Here is a 21,434-nt window from a genome sequence, read left to right as displayed (position 1 = left end):
TCATTATCCAAGGAGGCCCCATGCGCCTGATTCCCTTCGCCCTGCTGCTGGTGGCCAGCAGCCTGCAGGCCGCCACTGCGCCGGCCACGGCCGACAGCGCCGCGCTGTACCAGCAACACTGCCAGAGCTGCCATGGCCTGGAGCGACTGGGTGGCGCCGGGCCAGCCCTCCTGCCGGAAAGCCTCAGCCGGCTGAAGCCAGCCGAGGCCCACCAGGTAATCCGCGACGGCCGCCCGGCCAGCCAGATGGCCGCCTATGGCGCGCTGCTCGACGAAACGCAGATCGCCGGGCTAGTCGACTACCTGTACCAGCCAGCCGCCCAGCCACCGACCTGGCAAGCGGCGGATATCCGCGCCAGCCAGCGCCTGCTGGTCGACCCGCAGACCCTCAAGGACACCCCGCAACACGGCGCCGATCCGCTCAACCTGTTCGTCGTGGTCGAGGCCGGCAACCATCATGTGCGCATCCTCGATGGCGACCGTTTCGAGGAACTGGCGCGTTTCCCCTCGCACTTTGCCCTGCACGGCGGGCCGAAGTTTTCCCCCGATGGCCGCTTCGTCTACTTCGCCTCGCGCGATGGCTGGGTCAGCGTGTATGACCTGCACAACCTGACCATGGTCGCGGAAACCCGCGCCGGGCTGAACACCCGTAACCTGGCAGTGAGCAACGACGGGCGCTGGGTGCTGGTCGGCAACTACCTGCCCGGCAACCTGGTGCTGCTCGATGCGCGCGACCTGTCACTGGTCAAGATCATCGATGCACGCGGCCAGGACGGCACACCGTCGAGGGTCAGCGCGGTGTATACCGCACCGCCGCGCGACAGCTTCGTGGTCGCCCTGAAGGATGTGCAGGAAGTCTGGGAGCTGTCCTACGCCGGCGAGCCGGACTTCCAGCCGCGGCGCATCGTCGCCCGCGACTTCCTCGATGACTTCTCCTTCACCCCGGACTACCGCCATCTGCTGGCCACCTCACGCAAGGCGCATGGCGGGCAGGTGATCGACCTCGACGCCGGCAAGCCGGTCGCCGACATCGAGCTGCCGGGCATGCCGCACCTGGGTTCGGGAATCTACTGGAAGGTCGATGGGCGCTGGGTGTTCGCCACGCCCAACGTCAGCAAGGGGCTGATCTCGGTGATCGACCTGCAGACCTGGAAGCTGATCAAGGAGATCCCCACCGAAGGGCCGGGCTTCTTCATGCGCAGCCACGCCAACTCGCCCTATGCATGGACCGACGTGTTCTTCGGCCCCAACCAGGAAGCGGTGCACGTGATCGACAAGCAGAAGCTGGAAGTCGCCCACACCCTGCGGCCGATGCCCGGCAAGAACGCCGCGCACGTCGAGTTCACCCGCGATGGTAAGCACCTGCTGCTCAGCGTATGGGATAGCGATGGCGCGCTGATCGTCATCGACGCGCAGACCCTCAAGGAGGTCAAGCGCATCCCCATGAACAAACCGTCGGGCAAGTACAACGTCGGCAACAAGATCGAGTACGCCGAAGGCACCTCGCACTGAGTGGCGCCCCGCGCCCCCGTCGCGACAGCGGCGGGGGCTTTGTTTTTTACACGGTGCGCGAGAAGCGGCCTTTCTGCTCGCCGCCCAGGTAGGCGTCGAAGGCCATCGCCACGTTGCGCATCATCAGCTGGCCCTGCGGCAGCAGGATGACTGCCGTGTCGGTGATCTGCACCAGGCCGTCGGCCACCGGCTCGGCGAGTTTTTCCAGCGCCTCGGCGAAGTACTCGCGGAAGACGATGGCGTGGTTGGCCTCGATCTTGGCGAAGTCGATACGCCCGTGGCACATCAGGTCGACGATCACTTCGCGGCGCAGCCGGTCATCGTCATTCAGGCGGTAACCGCGGTGCACCGGCAGCAGGCCCTGGTCGATACGCGCGTAGTACTGCGACAGCTCCTTGACGCTCTGGCTGTAGCTGTCGGCGACCATGCCGATCGACGACACGCCGAGGCCGATCAGGTCGCACTGCGCATGGGTCGAATAACCCTGGAAGTTGCGCTGCAGGGTGCCTTTTTCGCGGGCAATGACCAGCTCGTCGTCAGGCAGGGCGAAGTGGTCCATGCCGATGTACACATAGCCGGCGGCGGTGAGCCGGGCGATGGTCAGCTCGAGCAGTTCCAGCTTGCGCTCCGGCGGCGGCATGTCCTCGCGGCGGATCAGCCGCTGCGCACGCACCAGCTCCGGCAGGTGCGCATAGCTGTAGGCGGCGATGCGGTCCGGGCGCAGGGCGATGATCTTGCTCAGGGTGGTGTCGAAGCTCGCCACGGTCTGCAGCGGCAGGCCGTAGATCAGGTCGACCGACACCGACTTGAACTTCGCCGCACGGGCAGCGGCGACCAGGTCGTAGACCTGCTGCTCGCTCTGCAGGCGATTGACCGCCGCCTGCACCTTCTCGTCGAAATCCTGCACGCCGAAGCTCAGCCGGTTGAAGCCCTGGCTGCGTAGCTCGGCGATACGCGCGGTATCGATGGTGCGCGGGTCGACCTCGATGGAAAACTCGTGGTTGTCGCTCTCATCGAGGTTGAAGTGCTCGCGCAGGCAGCTCATCAGCTCGCTGAGCTGCTCGCTGGTCAGGTAGGTCGGCGTGCCGCCACCCAGGTGCAGCTGGGTCAGCTTGCGCGACCTGTCGAACAGCGCCGCCTGCAGGGCAATCTCGCGCTTCAGGTAGTCGAGGTACTCGACCGCGCGGTGGGTCTTCTGGGTGATGATCTTGTTGCAGGCACAGTAGTAGCAGAGGCTCTTGCAGAACGGGATATGGATATAGATCGACAACGGCTTGGCCGGCGCCTGGTTGCTCAGCGCGGCGGCACGCTTGTAGTCATCCTCGGCGAAGGCCTGGTGGAACTGCGGCGCTGTCGGGTAGGAGGTGTAGCGCGGCCCGGGGCGGTCATATTTCTCCACCAGCGCGCGGTTGAAAGTCAGCGTTGAGTCCATCGGCAACCTCGAACATCGAATGGGGCGGCCCGTCACGGCGGGCAACGACCGGGCAGCAGGCTGCTGCACCGGGCCATGTCGTAGCGGCAACACGTGCCGCGCTGGCTGCAAGGATACCGTCTTGTGCAGGGGATTTTCTTGATCCGACCCCAGCCTTGCGCCGAATGGCGCAGGCTGGGGTGCCGGCTGTCAGCGTCCGTCGGCGAGCACCGCGCCCTCGACCGCACGCACGCGGATGCCATCGCGCTCAACCTGCTGGCCTACGCTGAACTCGGCAGCCGGCGAGCGCACCTGGTACTGGGCGCCGTCGTCGCCCTGCACCAGGTAGCCGTTGCCGCTCAGCCCGGCGCTCTGTTGCACGCTGCCGCCGGCAAAGAATCCGGCGCCGGCGCCGACCAGTGCGCCGATCGGGCCGCCTGCCGCGCCGCCCAGCAACAGGCCGGTGAGGCTGCCCGCCACGGCGCCGCCGGTGTTGTCCGGTACTTCGGCAACGATCTGGTCAGCCTGCAGCGCGCCGCTGCCGGCCAGGGTGATAGTCAGAACCAGGGTACGGATTGCTTTCATGGCACTACTCCAGGGGTTGGCCGGGATATCCGGCCGCTGTTTTTTTCCAGTCCATGATTCGTGCCAAGGCGCAGGGCTTGCCAAATCAGTAGTTTGCTGATGCATGTGTTAAGGGAACAACACGGTTTTGCTGTTAAACGCACAACAGGTTGTCGATATGACCCCCAGTCCCTTGATTCCGGTTCTGCTGCCCCTGCTCGATGACCTGGCCCGCGACATGCCCCAGGACGAGCGCTACAGCCGCCTGCTGCAGGCCCTGCAACAGCTCATGCCTTGCGACGCGATCGCCCTGTTGCGCCTGGAGGACGAGCAACTGGTGCCGCTGGCGGTGCGCGGCCTGTCGGCCGATGCCCTGGGCCGGCGTTTTCGCCTCGACGAGCACCCGCGCCTGGCGGCGCTGCTCGACAATGGCCGGGCCATGCGCTTCGCTGCCGACTGCACGCTGCCCGATCCCTACGATGGCCTGGTCGAAGGCCCTCATCCGCAGCTGGCCGTGCATGACTGCCTGGGTTGCCCGCTGTATATCGACGAACGGCCGTGGGGCCTGCTGACCCTGGACGCCCTGGATGCGCGCTGCTTCGGGCGCATCGCCCTCGACCAGCTGGATGCCGTGGCCCGCCTGGCCGCCGCCACGGTGAAAGCCGGCGAACGCCTGAGCAGCCTGCAGCAGCGTGCCGACGACCAGCATCGCCTGGCGGAGAGCTATCGCCAGGTCGCCGGACAGGTCGCGCCACGCGAACTGATCGGCAACAGTTCGGCGATGCAGCGCCTGCAGGAAGAAATCAACCTGCTCGGCAAGAGTGAGCTGCCGGTGCTGATCAGCGGGGAAACCGGGGTAGGCAAGGAACTGGTGGCACTGGCCATCCAGCGCAGCTCGCCGCGCGCCAGCAAGCCGCTGATCAGCATCAACTGCGCCGCACTGCCGGAAACCCTGGTGGAAAGCGAATTGTTCGGCCATGTGCGCGGCGCGTTCTCCGGGGCACACAGCGAGCGGCGCGGCAAGTTCGAGCTGGCCCACGGCGGCACGCTGTTCCTCGATGAAGTCGGCGAGCTGCCACTCAGCGTACAGGCCAAGCTGCTGCGAGTGCTGCAGAGCGGCCAGCTGCAGCGGGTCGGCTCGGACCGCGAGCACCAGGTGGATGTGCGTGTACTGGCAGCCAGCAACCGCAATCTGCCCGAAGAAGTACAGGCCGGGCGCCTGCGCGCCGATCTCTACCACCGCCTCAGCGCCTACCCGCTGCACGTACCGCCGCTCCGCGAGCGCGGCCGCGACGTGTTGCTGCTGGCCGGTTTTTTCCTCGAGCAGAATCGCCCGCGCCTGCATCTGCGCGGGCTGTGCCTCAGCCTGCCGGCACACAGCGCCCTGCTGGCCTACCACTGGCCGGGCAATGTGCGCGAGCTGGAACACCTGATCGGCCGCGCCGCGCTCAAGGCGCTAGGCCGGCAGCGCGGCGAGCGCCCGGATATCCTCAGCATCGAGGCCAGCGACCTCGACCTGCCACATACCCGGCCCTGCCAGCCCTGCCCCGCCGATCCGCCGATGCCGGCCGCGCCAATCCGCGACCTGCGCCAGGCGGTGGATGACTACCAGCGCCAGCTACTTTCCGGCGCCCTGCAACGCCAGCAGGGCAACTGGGCGGCGGTGGCCCGCGAGCTGCGCGTCGACCGCGCCAACCTGCATCGCCTGGCCCAGCGCCTGGGGCTCAAGGATTAATCGCGTACCTGCCAGTTATGCCGGCTGCACGCCACCGCGTCGTGGGCATGCAGGCTCTCGGCATGCACCACGCGCACCTGGAAGCCGCTCAGGCCCGGCTGATCGAGCAGGCAACCATGCAGGCGCCGCGCGGCGTCTTCGCAGAACATCAGATTCTGCCCGTTGGCCAGGGCAAAGGCCTGTTCGTCGGCGCGCTTGACCGCGGTCTGCACGGCGGTGCCCAGCGCGGCTTCGCAAGCCTCCAGCAGACGGCGCGCCGGCAGTTCGTCCTGCGGCATCTGTAGCTGCACCGCAACCTGTGCCTGGCTGCGTTGGCTGTGCGGGGTAGCCAGGATGCCCTGGCTGCTGCCCAGCCACTGGCGTACGGCCTCGGCCTGCAAGGGCTGCTCGGCAAAGTCTGCGGCAAACTGCTCCTGAATCAGCTGGCGGGCCAGGGCGGCCGAGCAGGGGCAGGTCGAGGAATAGGCAATCTGCACCTGCAGTTCCACGTGGAACCCCTGTTCATCACGCTGCGCACGCACCTGCAGGGGGTAGTGCTTCCAGCCCTGCAGCGGGCTGAGCAACGCCGGCCGGCGCAGCAGCCAGTCAATCTCCAGCTCCAGGTAGGCGCGTTGCGACAACCCCTGATGACTGCTCAGGAACTGTTGCAGCAGCCGTTGCAGCACAGCCGGGGTAAGCGGCTCATGCTCAAGCACCTGCAACGCCAGGTACAGGCGCGACATATGGATGCCGCGCGCATCCGCCTGGTCCAGGCTGACCCCGGCATGCGCGCGCGCTGCCAGGCGCTGGTCGTCCAGCAGCAGGGGAATGGCAATCTCGCGCATGCCAACCCAGCTCAGGGTCTGCTGGAGCGTGGCACCTTGCGCGGCAATATCGGGAAGTTTCAGGGTGGTCATGCGTGGTTATCGAGCCCGGACAGGTAAAGTGTTATGTTATAACATAGAAAACCTTCCCGGCGATCCTGCTCCCCTCACGAGGCCCCCATGCACCCGCGTCTTCCTGTCACCCTGCTCTCCGGCTTTCTTGGCGCCGGCAAAAGCACCCTGCTTGGCCACCTGTTGCGCAACCGTGAAAACCTGCGGGTCGCGGTGATCGTCAACGACATGAACGAAGTGAATATCGATGCCAGCGACCTGCGCCAGGGCGTGAGCCTGCAACACGGCGAGGAACGCCTGGTCGAGCTGAGTAACGGCTGTATCTGCTGCACCCTGCGCGAAGACCTGCTGGAGCAGGTCAGCCAGTTGGCCCGCGAAGGGCGCTTCGACTACCTGCTGATCGAGTCCAGCGGAATTTCCGAGCCGCTGCCGGTGGCGGAAACCTTCACCTTCCGCGACCAGCAAGGCCACAGCCTGGCCGACCTGGCGCGCCTGGATACCCTGGTCACGGTGGTCGATGGCGTGAACTTCCTGCGCGACTACCAGGCCGCTGAAGACCTGCCCAGCCGCCTGGGCGCGCACGATGCCGAAGAGGAGCGTGCCGTGACCGATCTGCTGATCGACCAGGTGGAATTTGCCGACGTCATCCTGATCAGCAAGTGCGACCTGATTTCCAAGGCCGAACGCGAGGAGTTGCAGGCGATTCTCGCCGGCCTCAACCCACACGCCGAGATCTACCCGATGGTCATGGGCCAGGTACCCTTGTCACGCCTGCTCAACACCGGGCGCTTCGACTTCGCGCGCGCTGCCCAGGCCCCCGGCTGGCTCAAGGAACTGCGCGGCGAACATATCCCGGAAAGCCAGACCTACGCCATCCGCTCGCAAGCCTACCGCGCCCGCCGCCCGTTCCATCCACAACGCTTCCATGACTTCGTCGCCCGCGAATGGGACAACGGCCGCCTGCTGCGCTCCAAGGGCTACTTCTGGCTGGCCAACCGAGCCGAGGAAGTATGCAGCTGGTCGCAGGCCGGCGGCCTGTTGCGCCATGGCTACGCCGGTCGCTGGTGGCGCTACACGCCGCGCGAAGACTGGCCAACCGATGACGACTCGCTGCGGGCCATCCAGCGCGAGTGGCAGGCCGAGAGCGGCGACTGCCGCCAGGAACTGGTGTTTATCGGCCAGCACATCGACTTTGCCCGGCTGCACGCCGAACTGGATGCCTGCCTGCTCGACGACACGGAAATGGCCGCCGGCGAGGCCGCCTGGCAGCACTGGCCAGACCCGTTCGGCATCACCCACAGCAGCCTGTAGGTCATCCTCAACCGGCCATCTTCAGCCCCACCACCCCGGCGATGATCAGCCCAGCAAAAGCTAGTAATGTCAGCAGAGTAATCGTATGAAGCCAGCGCGGCTGGCAAGCGAGTAGGCAGGCCACTACGACAATCGCGCTTGATAGCAGCATCAGCCACAGCAGAATAGCCATGGCCGGCGAATCGCCCGCCAGGCTACACAGCAATGACAGCCCGAGCATCAGGCTGGCGCCGCTGCGCAGGATGGCTTGCCGCGGCGCAGTCAGTGGCAGGCTGCCGTGTACCTGACGCCAATGGTTGGGCAAGGCCAGGGCGAGCCAGGCAAAGCCCAGCACTGCCAGCAGCAGGGCCAACAGTGAGTACAGAGCGGCGTCAGACATGGGCGACCTCCAGCGTTTCTTCCTGTGGCACGCGGCGGCGCAGCTTGTGCGCGGCCAACAGGGCGAGTGCGGCTGCAGCGAGCAGGCACAGGTCGGTGCCGGCCACCGGGCCGTTACCGCTGCGCAGGGTGGCCAGCAGGTGATCGCCGGTGGTCAGCCAGTTGGCCAGAACGGCCAGCACGGCCAGCAGCGCAATCGCCGTGCACTGCTCACGCCAGGCGTGCAGGTAACCGAGGCGTTGGTCCCGCATCACGCGCCAAACGGCATGGGCGCTCGCCACGAGCCACAGGGCATAGAAACTCAGGATTTCGACGCGGGCGCGGCCCAGGCCAAACAGCTGCTCCTGCATGGGCAGGCAGCGGTTGGCGAGCAGAAACGCCAGGGTGGCGAGAATCACCCCGCACACACCGGCAATGCTCAGGGCATCCAGCAGCGAGACACCGAGATGGCCGTGGCGCTGCTGCTTCTTGCGCCGGGCCTGGGTCCAGAAGAACAGCCCGGTAGCGATCACCACACAGCCGCCCAGCCCGCCGAGGAAGTACAGCCAGCGCAGGGCGTCGTGGCGGAACTGGATGTAGTGCAGGCCGGCGATGAAGTTCCAGGTGTTCACCATGGCTGAGGCCTGAAAGCGGCCCATGACCTCACCGCTGACATTGGCAAAGCGGAAGTTGTCGATGTCCTTGGTCACGCTGCTGTGGCTGGTGCGGCGCAGCAGCACATTGCCGTTGGCATCCTTGGGATTGTTGACCCGCAGCAGGTACACCGAGCCCGGCCCCCAGTGCTGCTCAGCCTTGGCCACCATGGGCTCCAACGGTGCCAGTTCGCCCGGCTCTTTGGCGGCCCGCAGGCGGATACGCCCGAGTGCTTCGCCGAGGAAGGCGCGTTCGGCGCTGACACCGCTTTGCACCTGTTCGCGGTAGGTGTGTTGCGGCGCATCCGGGTAGTAGATGGCGAACGCGACAATCAGCCCGGACAGGGTGATCAGCAGGTGGAACGGCAGCAGCGCCACGCCGGCGACGTTATGCACATCCAGGGTGCTGCGGCCAAAGGCGCGGTGCAGACGCAGGGTGAAGAACTCGCTGAACAGCTTGCGGTGGATGACCACGCCGGACACCAGCAGGCAGAGCATGGCCATGCCGGCGATGCCCACCAGCCAGGCACCGATGTTTTTGTAGCGCAGCGTCAGGTTGTGGTGGAAGGGGTAGATAAAGCCACTGGCCCCCAGGGTCAACGGCTTGGCCAGCGGCTCTAGGGTAATCGGGTGGAACAGGTCGCGGCTGCTCTTGCGCGACTCTTCGCTGCCGTAAGTGAGGGTCAGAAACGGTGTGCGTTCCAGGGGCAGGATGATGGTCCAGACAGGCGCGTTGGCAGCGCGTTGTTCCAGCAGTGGGCGAATGTCACGGTCCAGCGACGGCCGCTGCATGCTGTCATCCCAGTGCAGGCGGGTGCTGGGCATCATCCAGCGGTCGATTTCCTTGTCGAACACCGACAGGCTGCCGGTCCAGAATACGGCGAACAGCAAGACGCCGAGCAACACGCCGGCCCAGGTGTGCAACTCGCCCATACGGCTTCTGAATCCTGTTTTCATGCTTGCACCTGCAGCAGCAGGGGCGTGCCCCAGGCGAGCAGGCTCAGGCCGCCGAGCAACAGCCAGGCGTTACGCCGGCGCTCGCGGGAAAAGCCCCAGAGCAGTAACAGCAACAGGTAAATGAAGCCGAGCATGAGCGCCAGCATCACCGCATCGCCTTGGCTCATGCCGGCCCACCAGGTCAGCATGCCGCTCAGGCCAACCAGTTGTGCGCTGGCGAAATAGGCCAGCGCACACAGGCCGACAACGTGGGTAGCCGTCGTGGCCGGTTGGATAACATCGCGCAGGTGCATGACGGCCTCACTCAAAGCGGTAGCTGGTGCTGAATTGCAGCGAACGCGGTTCGCCCGGCAGGATGCCGAGGTCATTGGTGGCCGACTCGTAATAGGGCTTATCGCCCAGGTTGCGGGCGTTAAGGGCAAACGCCCAGGGGCCGCGCTCATGGAATAGCCCGGCATCCAATACGGTGTAGGCCGGCAGAGTGACAGCGTTGGTGGTCGAGGCGAAGGAATCCGTCTGGTGGCGGACGCCGAGGCCGACGCGCCAGCCGCTACCCAGCTCTTTGACGCCCCACAGCGTGGCGCTAAAACGTGGTGCGTTAGCCGCCCGTTTGCCTTCCAGGGGGGTGGCCGGTTGCGTCGGAGTGATCGCCGGGGCGGTGGTGTTATTTGATTGGGTCACCCGTGCATCCAAGTAGGTGATCCCGCCCTGCAGGCTCAGGCCGTGGCCGAGGTCGCCGAGGGCCGACAGCTCGACGCCTTCGGCAGTGATTTCACCGACATACAATGCCGGACCACTGGGGTTACTGGGGTCACGGGTCGGCACGTTTTCCTTGACTATCTGGAACAGGCTCAGGCCCAGCTCCAAGGCACCGTCGTTCAGGCGCAGCTTGCTGCCCAGCTCATAGCTGGTGGTGATCTCCGGCGGCTGAATCGCGTTGCCCGGATCGATCACCCCGGTGGCGCTGCCAGGCTGGTAGGAGCGCGAGGCGGACAGGTAGTAGGACGACCAGTCATTGGGCTGATAGACCAGGCCGGCGCGCGGGCTGCGGTAATCATCATCGCGGCTGTAATCACTGCCCACGCGGTTGTCGAAGTCGCGTTCCAGCTGATCTTCGCGTAGGCCCAGCAGCATCACCCAGTGCTCGTTGAAGCGCATCAGGTCCTGGATGTAATAACCGGCGGTGTGGGTTTCGTAGATGCCATCGCGGCGCACGGAGGCAGCGCTGTAGGGCACGGTCTTGAGCACCGGGTTGTACACCGACATGTTGTAGGCGGCCGGCAGGTCGCCGCCGCGTGACAGGGTGTCGCGTTCCTCGATGGCGTACTCGGCGCCGACCATCAGCTCGTGCTGGATGCCCAGCCACTCGACCTGCTTGCTCAGCTCCAGCTTGTTGGCCAGGTCGGTCTGTTGGCTGTCGAAGTTGCTGCGCGACCGGCGCACGGTGGGCGTGGCGGTGTTGAGCAGCAGGCGGTTGATGGTGGTCTGGTTACGCTCAAGGTCCAGGGTGCGGTAGCTCAGTGTGTTGCGCAGTTGCAGGCTGTCGCTCAGATCCACCTTGAGGTCGGCCTGGAGGGTGCTGTCAGCGCTGGTGCCGCTGTCGTTGTCACCAGGGTTGGCCGAGCCGTAATAGGTCGAGCGCGAGACATCCGCCGGCTTGCCGTTGATCCCGGGAATACCGGCGTCGAATACCCGTTCATCCGCCAGGTGCTGGGCGCGCAGATCGAGGGTCACGTCATCGTTGAAGCGCAGGGTCGAAGCCAGCGCCAGGCCGTGCTTCTTGTACCAGACCTGGTCGCGGTACGAGTCGCCCTCGTCGGTCATGGCATTGATGCGCACCTGCACCGCTTCGCTGATCGGCTGGTTGACGTCGAGTGTCAGGCGCCGGGCATCGTAGGAACCCAGACTGGCCGCTAGGTCCGTCTGCGCTTGCTGGTGCGGGCGCTTGCTCACCAGGTTGATCAAGCCACCGGCCGAGCCCCGGCCATAGAGCACGCCGCTGGGGCCTTTGACCACTTCGACCTGCTCTAGGTTGAAGGTGTCGCGGAAGGTATTACCGCCATCGCGCATACCGTCTACATAGGTATCCGAAATAGCTGAGAAGCCACGGATAATGAACTGTTCGCGAATGCCCTCGCCGGTGCTGCTGGTCACGCCTGGGGTGTAGGCCAGAGCTTCCTTGATGGAGCGCGCGCCACGATCACGCAGCACCGCGGCCGGCACCGCATCGACCGTCTGTGGCACATCCAGTGAATCGGCATTGGTGCGGGTGGCGCTGCTTACCGGCACACTGCTCTGATAACGGCTGACCTTGCCGGAAATGGTCATGGCGGGCAGTTCGGTATGTGCTGCAGCCCGGCCACTGTTCACTGGTGCAGGTCGCAGTACATAGCCTCCATCCTCTACCTGTAGCGCTTGCAAGCCGGTGCCGGTCAGCAGTGCGGTCAGTGCTTCGGGTACGGTGAAGTTGCCCTGAATGCCCGCAGTCACCTTGTCGGCCGTCTGTTCGGCGGTAAAGCTGAGCAGCAGGTTGGCGCTGCTCGAAAGGCTACGCAGCGCCGGCGCCAAAGGCCCGGCGGCAATCGTGTAGGCTTGTTGCGCCTGCTGCTGGGTGGGCGTGCTGTCTGCGGCCAGGGCCACGCCCGGCAGTTGCTGGAGGGCCAGGCTGCAGGCCAGGGCCAAGAGCAGGCGGCCACTCGGTCGCAGTTGGAAGTTGTGCGCGGTGTGACGCGGCGGCGTCACGGGGCGATTGGCACGGTGCATGGGGGCTCCTGGCACAGAAAGCGAATAAGGTTCTTACTGTGTAGGTGCCGCGAGAATGGCAATCGGGCAGTGCGTGGCTGAATTATTTTTCGTCGCGCTCGACTATTCGCTGCAACGCGGCTTAGCCGGCCTGTTCGATCAGCACCCAGTAGCGGCTGCGCGTGCGCACTTGCACTGGCAGCACGCTGGGCAGCGTGGCGAGAATGCGATCGCTGTCGTGCACCGGGAATACCCCGGACAGGCGCAACCCGGCCACGTGCGGATCGCAGCGCAGCACACCGGGGCGGTAGCGATCAAGCTCGGCGATAAATGCGCCCAGGGGCATGTCGTCGGCAATGATCTGCCCACGGGTCCAGGCCAGATCAGCCTCATGCAGCGGTCGCAGTGGGTCGATATGGGTGCGGCTGAAGCCGGTGCGTTGCCCGGCCAGTAGCACTTGCACGCGGTCACTGCGGGTCGGGTGGATCTGTACGGCGCTTTCCTGCACGGCCACCTGGGTATGGCCGTCGTCCTGGCGCACGCTGAAACGCGTGCCCAGCGCGCGAATGCGCCCTTGCGCGGTCTGCACCTCCAGCGGACGTGGGTCGACAGGCTGCAGGCCCTGGGCCGCTGCGGTGACGATCATGATCTCGCCCGCGCGCAGGTGCAGCAGGCGGGTCTGCGCATCGAATTGCAGATCGAGCGCCGTGGCGGTGTTGAGCGTCACGTGGGTGCCATCGCTGAGGGTCACGCGGCGTTGCTCACCTGTGCCGGTACGGTGTTCGGCCAGCTGTTCCTGCCAGGTGCTGGTGCGGCTGGCCAGCAGCCCGGAGCCGGCCAGCAGGCCACCCCAGAACAGCGAACGCAGCAGCGTGCGGCGGCTGGCCTGCGTGGTCTGTCGGGCATAGGGCGAGAGCGTCTGGTAGGCACTCTTGGCCGGCAATGCCTTGAGCCGTCCGGTCATGGCCTCAATATGCCGCCAGGCGCGCTCGTGCTCGGGGCTGGCGGCGCGCCAGGCTTGCCAGGCCAGCTGCTCCTGGGCGCTGGTTGCGCCTGACATCAGCAGGGTCAGCCATTCCACCGCCTGGTCGGCCACGGCTGCGCTGATCGGCTGGCCCTCGGCCAAGAGCCTGGCGGGTGTGTTGGGGTAAACCGCGTTGTGCTGTCCGTTCATGTCAGCTGGCCAGGGCGAACAGGTATTGGCGATTGGCGCGCATCAGGTACTGCTTCACCGAGCTGCTGGACACGCCCAGGCGTTCGGCGATTTCGGCATAGCTGAGCTCTTCCAGGTGGGCGAGCAAGAAGGCTTCCTTGACCTGGGCCGGCAGACCGTCGAGGGCGCTGTCGATCTGGCGCAGGGTTTCCAGTGCCTGCAGCTGTTCTTCCGGCGAGGGGTAAACCGCTTCCGGCAGGCTGGCGAGCACTTCAAGGTAGGCGTCTTCCAGGCGCTGGCGGCGATGACGATGGGCAATCAGTCGGCGCGCAATGGTCGCCAGAAAGGGCCGGGGTTCGCGAATTCCACTGGCCTGACCGGAGTGAATGATGCTGACGAAGGTGTCCTGAGCCAAGTCTGCAGCCGCAAAGGTGTCGTTCAGCTTGCGCCGCAACCAGCCTTCCAGCCAGCCGTGGTGCTGGCGGTAGAGCGTGTCAAGGTCTGCAGATAGATCAAGATCAGTGGCGGGCACAACAAGCTCCGATCAGCCAATTGGCATTACTGGTCGAGGATGATAATTATTATTGATAACTCATTCCAGCAATGCCTACCAAAAAACAATGTCGCCCCAGGCTCTGCAACCTAATTCGGCGCACAGGGCAAGTGCCGACCACTCGGCAGTTTTGCGTATTCGAGTGTGAACCGTTGCCGGCTCTGGCGGTGCGCCGCTGTCGACAGGCCGGCCACTGGGAAATACTCGCAGCCCGTGCCTTCCCCCTGCCGACGAGGTTTCCATGTTTCCGGCTCACCGCCTGCTGCTGGCCATGGCCGCAGCTTCCAGTATCGCCCTGTCGCCTTCGGCCCTGGCCCTCGGCCTGGGCGAAGCCAACCTGCACTCGGCGCTGGGCCAGCCTCTGCGCGCAGACATCCCGCTGCTGGACAGCCGCGACCTGACTGCCGAAGAAATCATCGTGCGCCTGGCGTCGCCTGAAGCCTATGCACGGGCCGGCCTGTCGCGCCCCGATCAATTGCTTGGCCTGCGCGTCGCCGTGCAGCGCCAGGGCGGCCAGTTCCAGGCCCGCCTGAGCACCCCGCAAGCCATTCACGAGCCGTACCTGGGCCTGCTCCTGGAAGTGGTCTGGCCGGGCGGCCAGCAGGTCCGGGAATACAGCCTGCTGCTCGACCCACCGCATTATCAGCCGCAGCTGCCAGCCGGCACCCTGCTCGCCCAACCGGCCAGCCCGCGCGCAGCGCTCAGCAAGGCGCCTGTGCAGTCGTCCACCCGCCCGGCTACACAGCACGCCGCACAGCCCGGCGGCCAGTACCGTACCCAGGCCAATGACCGTCTGTGGGACATTGCCCAGGCGGTGCGCGGCGCAGCCACCCCGCACCAGGCGATGCTGGCGATCCAGCAGCTCAACCCACAAGCGTTCATCGACGGCAATATCAATCGCCTCAAGCGCGACCAGACCCTGCAACTGCCCAGCGCCGAGCAGATGCAGGCCATGGCCGCCGGCCAGGCCCTGCAACTCAGCCAGCAACAGCAGCAGGCCTGGCAGAGCAGCCAGCGCCAGCTCGATGCGCGTCCCCGTCAGCAGGCCGCGACCGCGCCCGCGCACAGCAACAGCGGCGATACCCTGCGCCTGGCCGGCAGTCCGGGTAGCCAGCAGGGGCGCGGCGAACAAGGTAGCGAAAACACACAACTCAGCGAGCAGCTGGCCAAGGCCGAGGAAGGCCTGGACCTGGCACGCCGCGAAAACGCCGAACTGCACAGCCGGATTGCCGACCTGCAGTCGCAACTGGACAAGCTGCAGCGCCTGCTGCAGCTCAAGGACAGTCAATTGGCTACCCTGCAGGCACAACTGGCAGCCCAGCAAGCGGCTCAGCAACCGCTGGCACACACTCAGCCCTGATCCTCACCACGTCTTGCGACAATGCCCACGCTTGCCTAGTCTGCCCACAGCAGGCCAGGCAGGCACGCGCTGCCAGCCCCTCTCGGCACATGGAGCATGACATGGACCCTCTGTTCAACGGCGACAGCAAGATCGACGTCTATCCCCTACTGCTCAAGCTGTTCGAGCTGGGTGGCTCGGACATGTTCTTCAGCGTCGGCACGCCCCCTCAGGTGAAGATCGAAGGACACATGCATGCCCTGCCGCTGCCCGCGCTGAAGGCCGGTGAAGTACGGCAGATGGCCTACCAGTTGATGAACGAAAAACAGGCCGCCGAGTTCGAACGCGATCTGGAAATGAACCTGGCGGTGAGTGTCAGCAACTCCGGGCGCTTCCGCATCAACCTGTACTACCAGCGCGGCGAAGCCTCGATGGTCGCGCGACTGATCAAGAGCCAGATTCCCAGCATTCGCCAACTCGGCCTGCCCGCTCCGCTGGAAAAACTCGCGTTGCTCGACCGCGGGCTGATCCTCGTTACCGGCGCCGCCGGCTCCGGCAAGTCAACGACCCTGGCGGCCCTGCTCGACCTGCGCAACCGCAGCAAGGCCGGACACATCATCTGCATCGAAGACCCGATCGAGTTCCTCCACCAGCACCAGAAATCGGTGATCGACCAGCGGGAAGTCGGCCTGGATACCCACAGCTTTGCCGCCGCCTTGCGCAACGTACTGCGCGAGGCACCGGATGTGATCATGCTCGGGGAAATCCGCGACCTCGACAGCATGCAGCACGCCTTGCACTACGCGGAAACCGGCCACCTGTGCATCGCCACCCTGCATGCCACCAGCAGTACCCATGCCCTGGAGCGCGTGGTGCGTTTCTTCCCCGAAGAGGCTCGCCAGCAGATTCTCGCCGACCTGGCGCTCAACCTGGCCGCCGTAGTCGGCCAGCGCCTGGTGCCGACCCTGGATGGCAAGCGGGTCGCCGCCGTGGAGTTGATGCTGGCCAGCTCGCACATCCGTGACCTGATCCAGCGTGGTCTGCTGGAAGACCTGCGCGAAGCGGTGTCCCGCTCGACCACCCAAGGCATGCAGACCTTCGACCAACACCTCTACCAGCTCTACAGCAGTGGCCGCATCAGCGTCGAGGAAGCCATTCGCCACGCTGACTCACGCACCGACCTGACCCTGAAGATTCGCCTCGGCCACGGCCAGATCGGCGACAGCGGCGAACTGCAGCTGATGGACGAGCATGCCCCTCAATAGGCTGTCCAGACACCGCGATACTGTCGCTCGCAGGCCGGCTTGAGCAGGCGGGCATCACTGGCTACCCCGTAGTAGTGCACATCCTGGCGATACAGCGTGCCGGCCACCTGGGCGTCACGACAGATGCCGAAGGCACCGATCGGGCACTGCTCGACAAAACTCACGGTGACCTGCTGCCCCTTGAGTTGCGGTGCGCAGAAACCTTCGCGGAACATCGTGGCAGGAATGCTGCGGTTCTGCTGGCAGACCTTGACCTGCACCCCGGCGCCCTGGCTCTCGACCACGCAGGCCTGCGCCAGCACCTCGGCCGATCCCAGCAGCAACCCCCACAACAGCCAGACACGCATACTCGCCACCCCAGCAGAAAACCGCGACTCTAGGGGCTGCGCCCCCGCCGGCGCAAGCCATGGTCAACGCGCCCGTTGCATTAAGCCAATCAGCCACTAGCATGCGCACATCCCCGTTGCGGACCCACGCCATGCTCGCACACATCCCCACACACCTGATCGCCGGTCCACTGGGCGCCGGCAAGACCAGCCTGATCCGCCAGCTGCTGGCCGACAAACCGGCCGACGAACGCTGGGCCATCCTGATCAACGAGTTCGGGCAGATCGGACTGGATGCCGCCCTGCTGGGTGGCAGCCGCGATGGCATCAGCCTCAGCGAAGTCCCCGGCGGCTGCCTGTGCTGCGTCAACGGTGCGCCCTTCCAGGTCGCCCTGGCGCGCCTGCTACGCCAGGCCCGCCCTGATCGCCTGCTGATCGAACCCTCCGGGCTTGGCCATCCGGCGCAGCTGCTTGAGCAACTGCGCGACAGTCCCTGGCAGCAGGTGCTCGCTCTGCAGCCGCCGGTCCTGGTGCTCGACGCCGCCGCACTGGCACACGGCGAGACACTCGCCGACAGCCAGGCAGATAGCCTGCCGCTGGCCGGCCTGGTGCTGCTCAATAAACAGGAACAACTCGATGCGCCTCAACGCGCCGCCCTGCAGCAACGCTTCGCCGCCTATCCGCTGCACTGGACCAGCCAGGGCCAGTTGCCCTTCAGCGCCCTGCCAGGACATCAGGCGCGGGCGGGCGAAGCGGCCGATGCCTGCCTACCCGACAGCCCGCCGAGTAGCCCCGGATTGCTCTGGCGTGACCCGCATCACCCCCTCTGCCAGTACCAGCAACAGGAGGCGGGCTGGAGTATCGGCTGGCGCTGGCACCCCAGCCAGCGCTTCGAGCTAGCACACCTGCAACACTGGCTACAGGCCCTGCCCTGGCGGCGTGCCAAACTGCTGGTCCACAGCAATGCCGGCTGGCTGTCGGCCAACGCGCTGGCCGGACAGCCATTGCACTGGCAGGCCAGCGAGTGGCGCCGCGACTCGCGTATCGAGCTGATTTTCCACGAGGCCCAGGCGCTTGCCGCGCTGCAGGAGGGCCTGGCCGCCTGCCGGCTGGAGAGCCCTCAGGGGTAACGCCGGAACCAGTCGAGAATCAGCTCCGGCGCCTGTTCCAGCCATTCGTGCCCGGCCAGCCAGTCGGTATGCCGGGCACTGCTGATGCCCTGCTCCTGCAGGCGCTGGTAGTACAGATTCATGCTCCACCAGGGCACCGTCATGTCGACGAAACCATGCAGGAACAGCGTCGGCGGATGATCCGCGGGCAACACCTGCGGCACAGTGCACAACGGCCCGCTGCAGGTCGCATAAGAAGCCGACTGGATGGCCAGCGCACGAAACTCCCCGGCAAAGGACACGGCCATACGACTGCTGTTGTAACCGCCGCTGGAAATTCCCGTGGCGTATTTGCGCTGACTGTCCAACGGACCAAATTCGCCTGCGGCGATGGCCGCAAACACATTGCCGAGGAAGTGATAGTCCGTGCTGTGCGTGTAGTGCTGGGCCAGTCCGGGGAGATTGGTTTGCCAGAACAGATCGGCTGGCGCGCTGGGTGCCACCACGGCAAAGCCGTTATCCAGCAGACGCTTGATCAACTGTCCTTCGTGGTAACCGCCAAAGGGCATCACGCTGTAATAGGTGAAATCATTGAGCGGGAAGAACGACCCCTGGTAAACCAGCACCACCGGCCAGCCTTGTGCCGGCGGTACGCCCAGCGGCAGCTGGTAGATTACCTTGCGCTGGCCGACCAGCCCGGAATCAATCCAGCGACTCTGGTAGCTGCAACTGATCTTGCCCATCAGCAACAGCGAAGGCTTGCGTTCGCTGCAACGCGACGCCGCCCACGCCTGGCCACAGGCCAGACAGCACACCACCAGCAGACAACACACCCTGCTCCACGCTGACATTCGCTCACTCCCTTGCCAAGAAAGCACTAGCTTAGCAAGGCGCTGGCGGGGTGCTTAGAGCCTGAAGAAACTGACCCGTTCAGTGAGCCGGTTGGCCAGGGTCGTCAGCTCGCGGCTGGCTACCGCCACCTGCTCGGAGCCCGCCGCGGTTTCCAGGGTCGCACGATGAATGCGATTGATGTTCTGGTTCACCTCTTCGGCCACCGCACTCTGCTCTTCGGAGGCACCGGCAATCTGCGCATTCATGCTGTTGATCGCCGTAACCTCACTGCGAATCTGGTTCAGCGCCTGCTCGGCCTGCCCGGTTTGCTGCACGGTCTGCTGGGCCAGCTCACGGCTGCTGCGCATCACCTCGGCCGCCTTGCCGGCGCCCTCCTGCAGCTTGCCGATCATGCCGCGGATTTCCCGCGTGGAATCCTGGGTACGGTTGGCCAGGGAGCGGACTTCATCGGCCACCACGGCAAAGCCACGACCATGTTCGCCAGCCCGTGCTGCTTCGATGGCGGCATTCAGCGCCAGCAGGTTGGTCTGTTCGGCGATCGAGGTAATCACCTCGATGATCTTTCCGGATCAGCGTAATCAGCAGCATCAGCGAAAGAATCAGGCCGAAACCAAGGCTCAGGCGTTGGGCGATAGTCAGTTGTACGGGCATTCAATGCGCTCCTCGAGCCATTCAGGCTGCGACAACGTGCTGCGAACCAAAAGACAGAAGATCAAGCAGAACAGACTTATACAAAACAATTACAAAGTTGTATAAGAAAACAATAATTGTCCAACCATGAGCTAGGCGGAACATCACAACGCCTTGAACAACCCAGAAAACAAGGGCACGCCCACTAAGATTAGGTGGACAAGTCAGCTCATGTTGTACAAATTCTTCTATCGCACCCATCGCGGGAATGCATGACGACGGCCCGCGCTTTACACTCCCAAGCCAGTTCAACGACGAGACCCGCCATGCACTTGCTGCCTTGGTCGCACCCCACTTCAGCCGGTTTCACCCTGCGTGGCTGGCACACCCCGCCCTCCGGCAAGCCACTGCTGCATTTTCTGCACGGCAATGGTTATTGCGGCCGGGTGTACAGCCCGCTGCTCAATGCACTTTGCGAAGACTTCGACCTGTGGCTGTGCGATGTTCAGGGGCACGGCGATAGCGATCATGGCGGCCGCTTCCATGGCTGGAACCGTAGCGCCGAACTGGCTCTGGAAGCCTTTGCCGCCGGCACTGACGACTTCGCCGACGCACCGCGTTTCGCCCTCGGCCACAGCTTCGGCGGCGTGCTGACCAGCCTGATGCTGGCCCAGCAGCCGCAGTTGTTCAGGCGCGCCGTGCTGCTCGACCCGGTACTGTTCAGCCCGGCGATGATCGGCGTGATGGCCTTGTCCGACGTGGTCGGCCTGAGCCGTCGTACCAGCCTGGCCAGCAAAGCGCTGAAACGCCGCAGTAGCTGGCCGGATCGCGCCGCCGCCCACGCCGCATTGCATGGTCGGGGCATGTTCCGTGGCTGGGACGAAGCGGCCTTCGACGCCTACATACAACATGCCCTGAAAGACACTGCGCAAGGCGTCGAGCTGAAGTGCCGACCCAGCCGCGAAGCGGATATCTTCAGCTCCTTCCCCAAGCGCCTGTGGCCGTCGCTGAGCAAAGTCACTACGCCCACCCAGGTGCTCTATGGCCAACACAGCTATCCCTTCGTGGCCCGCTCGGTTGCCCGCTGGTGCGCCGGCAATGCGCATGTCAGCGCCCAGGTAGTGGCCGGTGGGCATTGCTTCATGCAGGAGTTTCCCGAGGACAGCGCGGCACGCGTGCGCGCTTTCCTGCTGGACGCTCGCTGATCAGTCGGCCTTGCGCTGATCGATACGCGGGTGGCTGCGCCGCCAGTCATCCATCTGGATGACCTTGCCGCCCGTCTCGCTGGCTGGATTGAAGGGATGCGCATCCAGTTCGATACGCGCCAGTTGGCGACCATAGAGTGTCAGTCGACCGTGCAGCCGCTGCTCGCCGGTCACCGTGAACTCGAAGGCATAGCGCCGCGCCAGGCGCCAGCGCCCCTGGCTGTCGCGCTGCCAGCTGAGCCCCTGCAAGGCGACATTGCCGTCCAGCAGCTCGATATCCAGCCGCTGACAATGCTGTCGCGCATAATGCAGGGCACACTCGCCGATGCCACGCCCACGCCACCACCAGGCCGCCAGGCTGCTCAACAGCAGCAGTACGAAGATATCCGCCAAGCTCAGCATCACGTCCTCCCCTCTCTACCAGGCAGCTTAACCCAGGCCGCCACAGGCTGCCGCCTCCCCTGGCATCTGCGACAACTTGTCACTATGCTCATGACAACCCGCCTCCTAGCATGCAGGCGTACCCCCGTTTCCTCGCAAGGAATTTGGCACTTGTCCAAACCTGCTCGTCTCCGTCCTGGCAACTGGCTGGCCATCTTGGCCATGTGCCTGCTGCTGAGCGGCCCCTGGCTGTCCCAGGGCCTGCTCACGGAAGCGGCTGCCCTTCCGGGCTGGCTGAACGAGCTGGCCTGTGGCGAGCAACACGATGGCGCACCGGCGAACATGCCGGAAGCCTGGGAGAAATGCGGATACTGCGTACTGCTGTTCAGCGCGCCAACCCTGTCTCCCGACCTGCATCCCGCCACGTTGCATACCCTGCGCACAGCACATGTGCTGCATAGCCGCCTGCCGGATAGCCCCTTCGCGCGTGCCCCCTACCCCGACG

Annotated in this window: 20 protein-coding genes and 1 pseudogene; 8 read left to right on the top strand and 13 right to left on the bottom strand. The window is 65.2% G+C overall.

Features of this window, described 5'->3' with window-relative positions; genetic code table 11:
* The first annotated feature begins 20 nt into the window (after window positions 1–20).
* Window positions 21–1,511 (top strand): nitrite reductase, encoded by a 1,491-nt coding sequence (locus CFY91_RS09380; protein ID WP_093986091.1) that lies wholly within the window; start codon window positions 21–23, stop codon window positions 1,509–1,511.
* Between the two features lie 46 nt (window positions 1,512–1,557).
* Here the strand turns inward: CFY91_RS09380 and hemN are convergent, their stop codons facing one another.
* Together hemN and CFY91_RS09370 are read right to left on the bottom strand one after the other, a co-directional pair.
* Window positions 1,558–2,943, bottom strand: a complete 1,386-nt coding sequence (gene hemN, locus CFY91_RS09375; protein WP_093986090.1) for an oxygen-independent coproporphyrinogen III oxidase — start codon at window positions 2,941–2,943, stop codon at window positions 1,558–1,560.
* A 189-nt stretch (window positions 2,944–3,132) separates the two neighbouring features.
* Window positions 3,133–3,507: a hypothetical protein gene (locus CFY91_RS09370; RefSeq protein WP_093986089.1), complete on the bottom strand. Its 375-nt coding sequence runs from the start codon at window positions 3,505–3,507 to the stop codon at window positions 3,133–3,135.
* A gap of 157 nt (window positions 3,508–3,664) precedes the next feature.
* On the opposite strand from CFY91_RS09370, the gene norR reads away from it, so the two are divergent.
* Entirely contained in the window at window positions 3,665–5,221 is a 1,557-nt protein-coding gene (gene norR, locus CFY91_RS09365; protein ID WP_093986088.1) for a nitric oxide reductase transcriptional regulator NorR, read from the top strand.
* Here the strand turns inward: norR and folE2 are convergent.
* Window positions 5,218–6,117: a GTP cyclohydrolase FolE2 gene (gene folE2, locus CFY91_RS09360; protein WP_093986087.1), complete on the bottom strand. Its 900-nt coding sequence runs from the start codon at window positions 6,115–6,117 to the stop codon at window positions 5,218–5,220. The two genes, norR and folE2, sit on opposite strands and share 4 nt — an antisense overlap.
* A gap of 87 nt (window positions 6,118–6,204) precedes the next feature.
* On the opposite strand from folE2, the gene zigA reads away from it, so the two are divergent.
* Complete coding sequence (gene zigA / locus CFY91_RS09355) at window positions 6,205–7,407, top strand: zinc metallochaperone GTPase ZigA (RefSeq protein WP_093986086.1); 1,203 nt, start codon at window positions 6,205–6,207, stop codon at window positions 7,405–7,407.
* 7 nt (window positions 7,408–7,414) lie between these two features.
* Here zigA and CFY91_RS09350 read toward each other — a convergent pair whose 3' ends face one another.
* From CFY91_RS09350 to CFY91_RS09325, 6 genes are all read right to left on the bottom strand, one after another.
* Window positions 7,415–7,786: a DUF3325 domain-containing protein gene (locus CFY91_RS09350; RefSeq protein ID WP_093986085.1), complete on the bottom strand. Its 372-nt coding sequence runs from the start codon at window positions 7,784–7,786 to the stop codon at window positions 7,415–7,417.
* On the bottom strand, window positions 7,779–9,350 hold the full coding sequence (locus CFY91_RS09345; protein WP_207759387.1) for a PepSY-associated TM helix domain-containing protein: 1,572 nt from the start codon (window positions 9,348–9,350) through the stop codon (window positions 7,779–7,781). Before CFY91_RS09345 ends, CFY91_RS09350 begins: the two co-directional genes overlap by 8 nt.
* A 20-nt stretch (window positions 9,351–9,370) precedes the next feature.
* Window positions 9,371–9,667 carry a hypothetical protein gene (locus tag CFY91_RS09340; RefSeq protein WP_093986083.1) on the bottom strand — a complete coding sequence of 99 codons (297 nt, stop codon included), beginning with the start codon at window positions 9,665–9,667 and terminating at the stop codon, window positions 9,371–9,373.
* A 7-nt stretch (window positions 9,668–9,674) separates the two neighbouring features.
* Window positions 9,675–12,137: a TonB-dependent siderophore receptor gene (locus CFY91_RS09335; RefSeq protein ID WP_093986082.1), complete on the bottom strand. Its 2,463-nt coding sequence runs from the start codon at window positions 12,135–12,137 to the stop codon at window positions 9,675–9,677.
* A gap of 121 nt (window positions 12,138–12,258) precedes the next feature.
* Window positions 12,259–13,290, bottom strand: a complete 1,032-nt coding sequence (locus tag CFY91_RS09330) for a FecR domain-containing protein (RefSeq protein ID WP_093986081.1) — start codon at window positions 13,288–13,290, stop codon at window positions 12,259–12,261.
* Between the two features lies 1 nt (window position 13,291).
* On the bottom strand, window positions 13,292–13,801 hold the full coding sequence (locus tag CFY91_RS09325; RefSeq protein WP_093986080.1) for a sigma-70 family RNA polymerase sigma factor: 510 nt from the start codon (window positions 13,799–13,801) through the stop codon (window positions 13,292–13,294).
* Between the two features lie 262 nt (window positions 13,802–14,063).
* Between CFY91_RS09325 and CFY91_RS09320 the strand changes: the two genes are divergently transcribed.
* Window positions 14,064–15,182: a type IV pilus assembly protein FimV gene (locus tag CFY91_RS09320; protein WP_093986079.1), complete on the top strand. Its 1,119-nt coding sequence runs from the start codon at window positions 14,064–14,066 to the stop codon at window positions 15,180–15,182.
* Window positions 15,183–15,283: 101 nt separating this feature from the next.
* Window positions 15,284–16,426 (top strand): PilT/PilU family type 4a pilus ATPase, encoded by a 1,143-nt coding sequence (locus CFY91_RS09315; RefSeq protein WP_093986078.1) that lies wholly within the window; start codon window positions 15,284–15,286, stop codon window positions 16,424–16,426.
* Here the strand turns inward: CFY91_RS09315 and CFY91_RS09310 are convergent.
* Window positions 16,420–16,773: an NADH:ubiquinone oxidoreductase gene (locus CFY91_RS09310; RefSeq protein WP_093986077.1), complete on the bottom strand. Its 354-nt coding sequence runs from the start codon at window positions 16,771–16,773 to the stop codon at window positions 16,420–16,422. The genes CFY91_RS09315 and CFY91_RS09310 overlap by 7 nt on opposite strands.
* Window positions 16,774–16,904: 131 nt before the next feature.
* Between CFY91_RS09310 and CFY91_RS09305 the strand changes: the two genes are divergently transcribed.
* Entirely contained in the window at window positions 16,905–17,882 is a 978-nt protein-coding gene (locus CFY91_RS09305; protein WP_093986076.1) for a CobW family GTP-binding protein, read from the top strand.
* On the opposite strand, the gene CFY91_RS09300 is transcribed toward CFY91_RS09305, so the two are convergent.
* Together CFY91_RS09300 and CFY91_RS09295 are read right to left on the bottom strand one after the other, a co-directional pair.
* Complete coding sequence (locus tag CFY91_RS09300) at window positions 17,873–18,712, bottom strand: extracellular medium-chain-length polyhydroxyalkanoate depolymerase (protein ID WP_093986075.1); 840 nt, start codon at window positions 18,710–18,712, stop codon at window positions 17,873–17,875. The genes CFY91_RS09305 and CFY91_RS09300 overlap by 10 nt on opposite strands.
* Window positions 18,713–18,766: 54 nt before the next feature.
* Window positions 18,767–19,261 (bottom strand): annotated as a pseudogene (locus CFY91_RS09295) (methyl-accepting chemotaxis protein); the annotation flags it as partial.
* Window positions 19,262–19,669: 408 nt separating this feature from the next.
* Here CFY91_RS09295 and CFY91_RS09285 point away from each other — a divergent pair.
* Window positions 19,670–20,548, top strand: a complete 879-nt coding sequence (locus CFY91_RS09285) for an alpha/beta fold hydrolase (protein WP_093986073.1) — start codon at window positions 19,670–19,672, stop codon at window positions 20,546–20,548.
* On the opposite strand, the gene CFY91_RS09280 is transcribed toward CFY91_RS09285, so the two are convergent.
* Window positions 20,549–20,950 carry a DUF3301 domain-containing protein gene (locus CFY91_RS09280; RefSeq protein WP_093986072.1) on the bottom strand — a complete coding sequence of 134 codons (402 nt, stop codon included), beginning with the start codon at window positions 20,948–20,950 and terminating at the stop codon, window positions 20,549–20,551.
* Window positions 20,951–21,100: 150 nt separating this feature from the next.
* On the opposite strand from CFY91_RS09280, the gene CFY91_RS16010 reads away from it, so the two are divergent.
* Window positions 21,101–21,434, top strand: a 334-nt coding sequence (locus CFY91_RS16010) for a DUF2946 domain-containing protein (RefSeq protein ID WP_093986071.1), incomplete at its 3' end; no start/stop codon positions are given.

This window comes from Pseudomonas fluvialis, assembly GCF_002234375.1.
Classification (GTDB): Bacteria; Pseudomonadota; Gammaproteobacteria; order Pseudomonadales; family Pseudomonadaceae; genus Aquipseudomonas; species Aquipseudomonas fluvialis.
The sequence above is the reverse complement of the archived record's forward strand: the minus strand, read 5'-3'. Positions and strand labels throughout refer to the sequence as shown.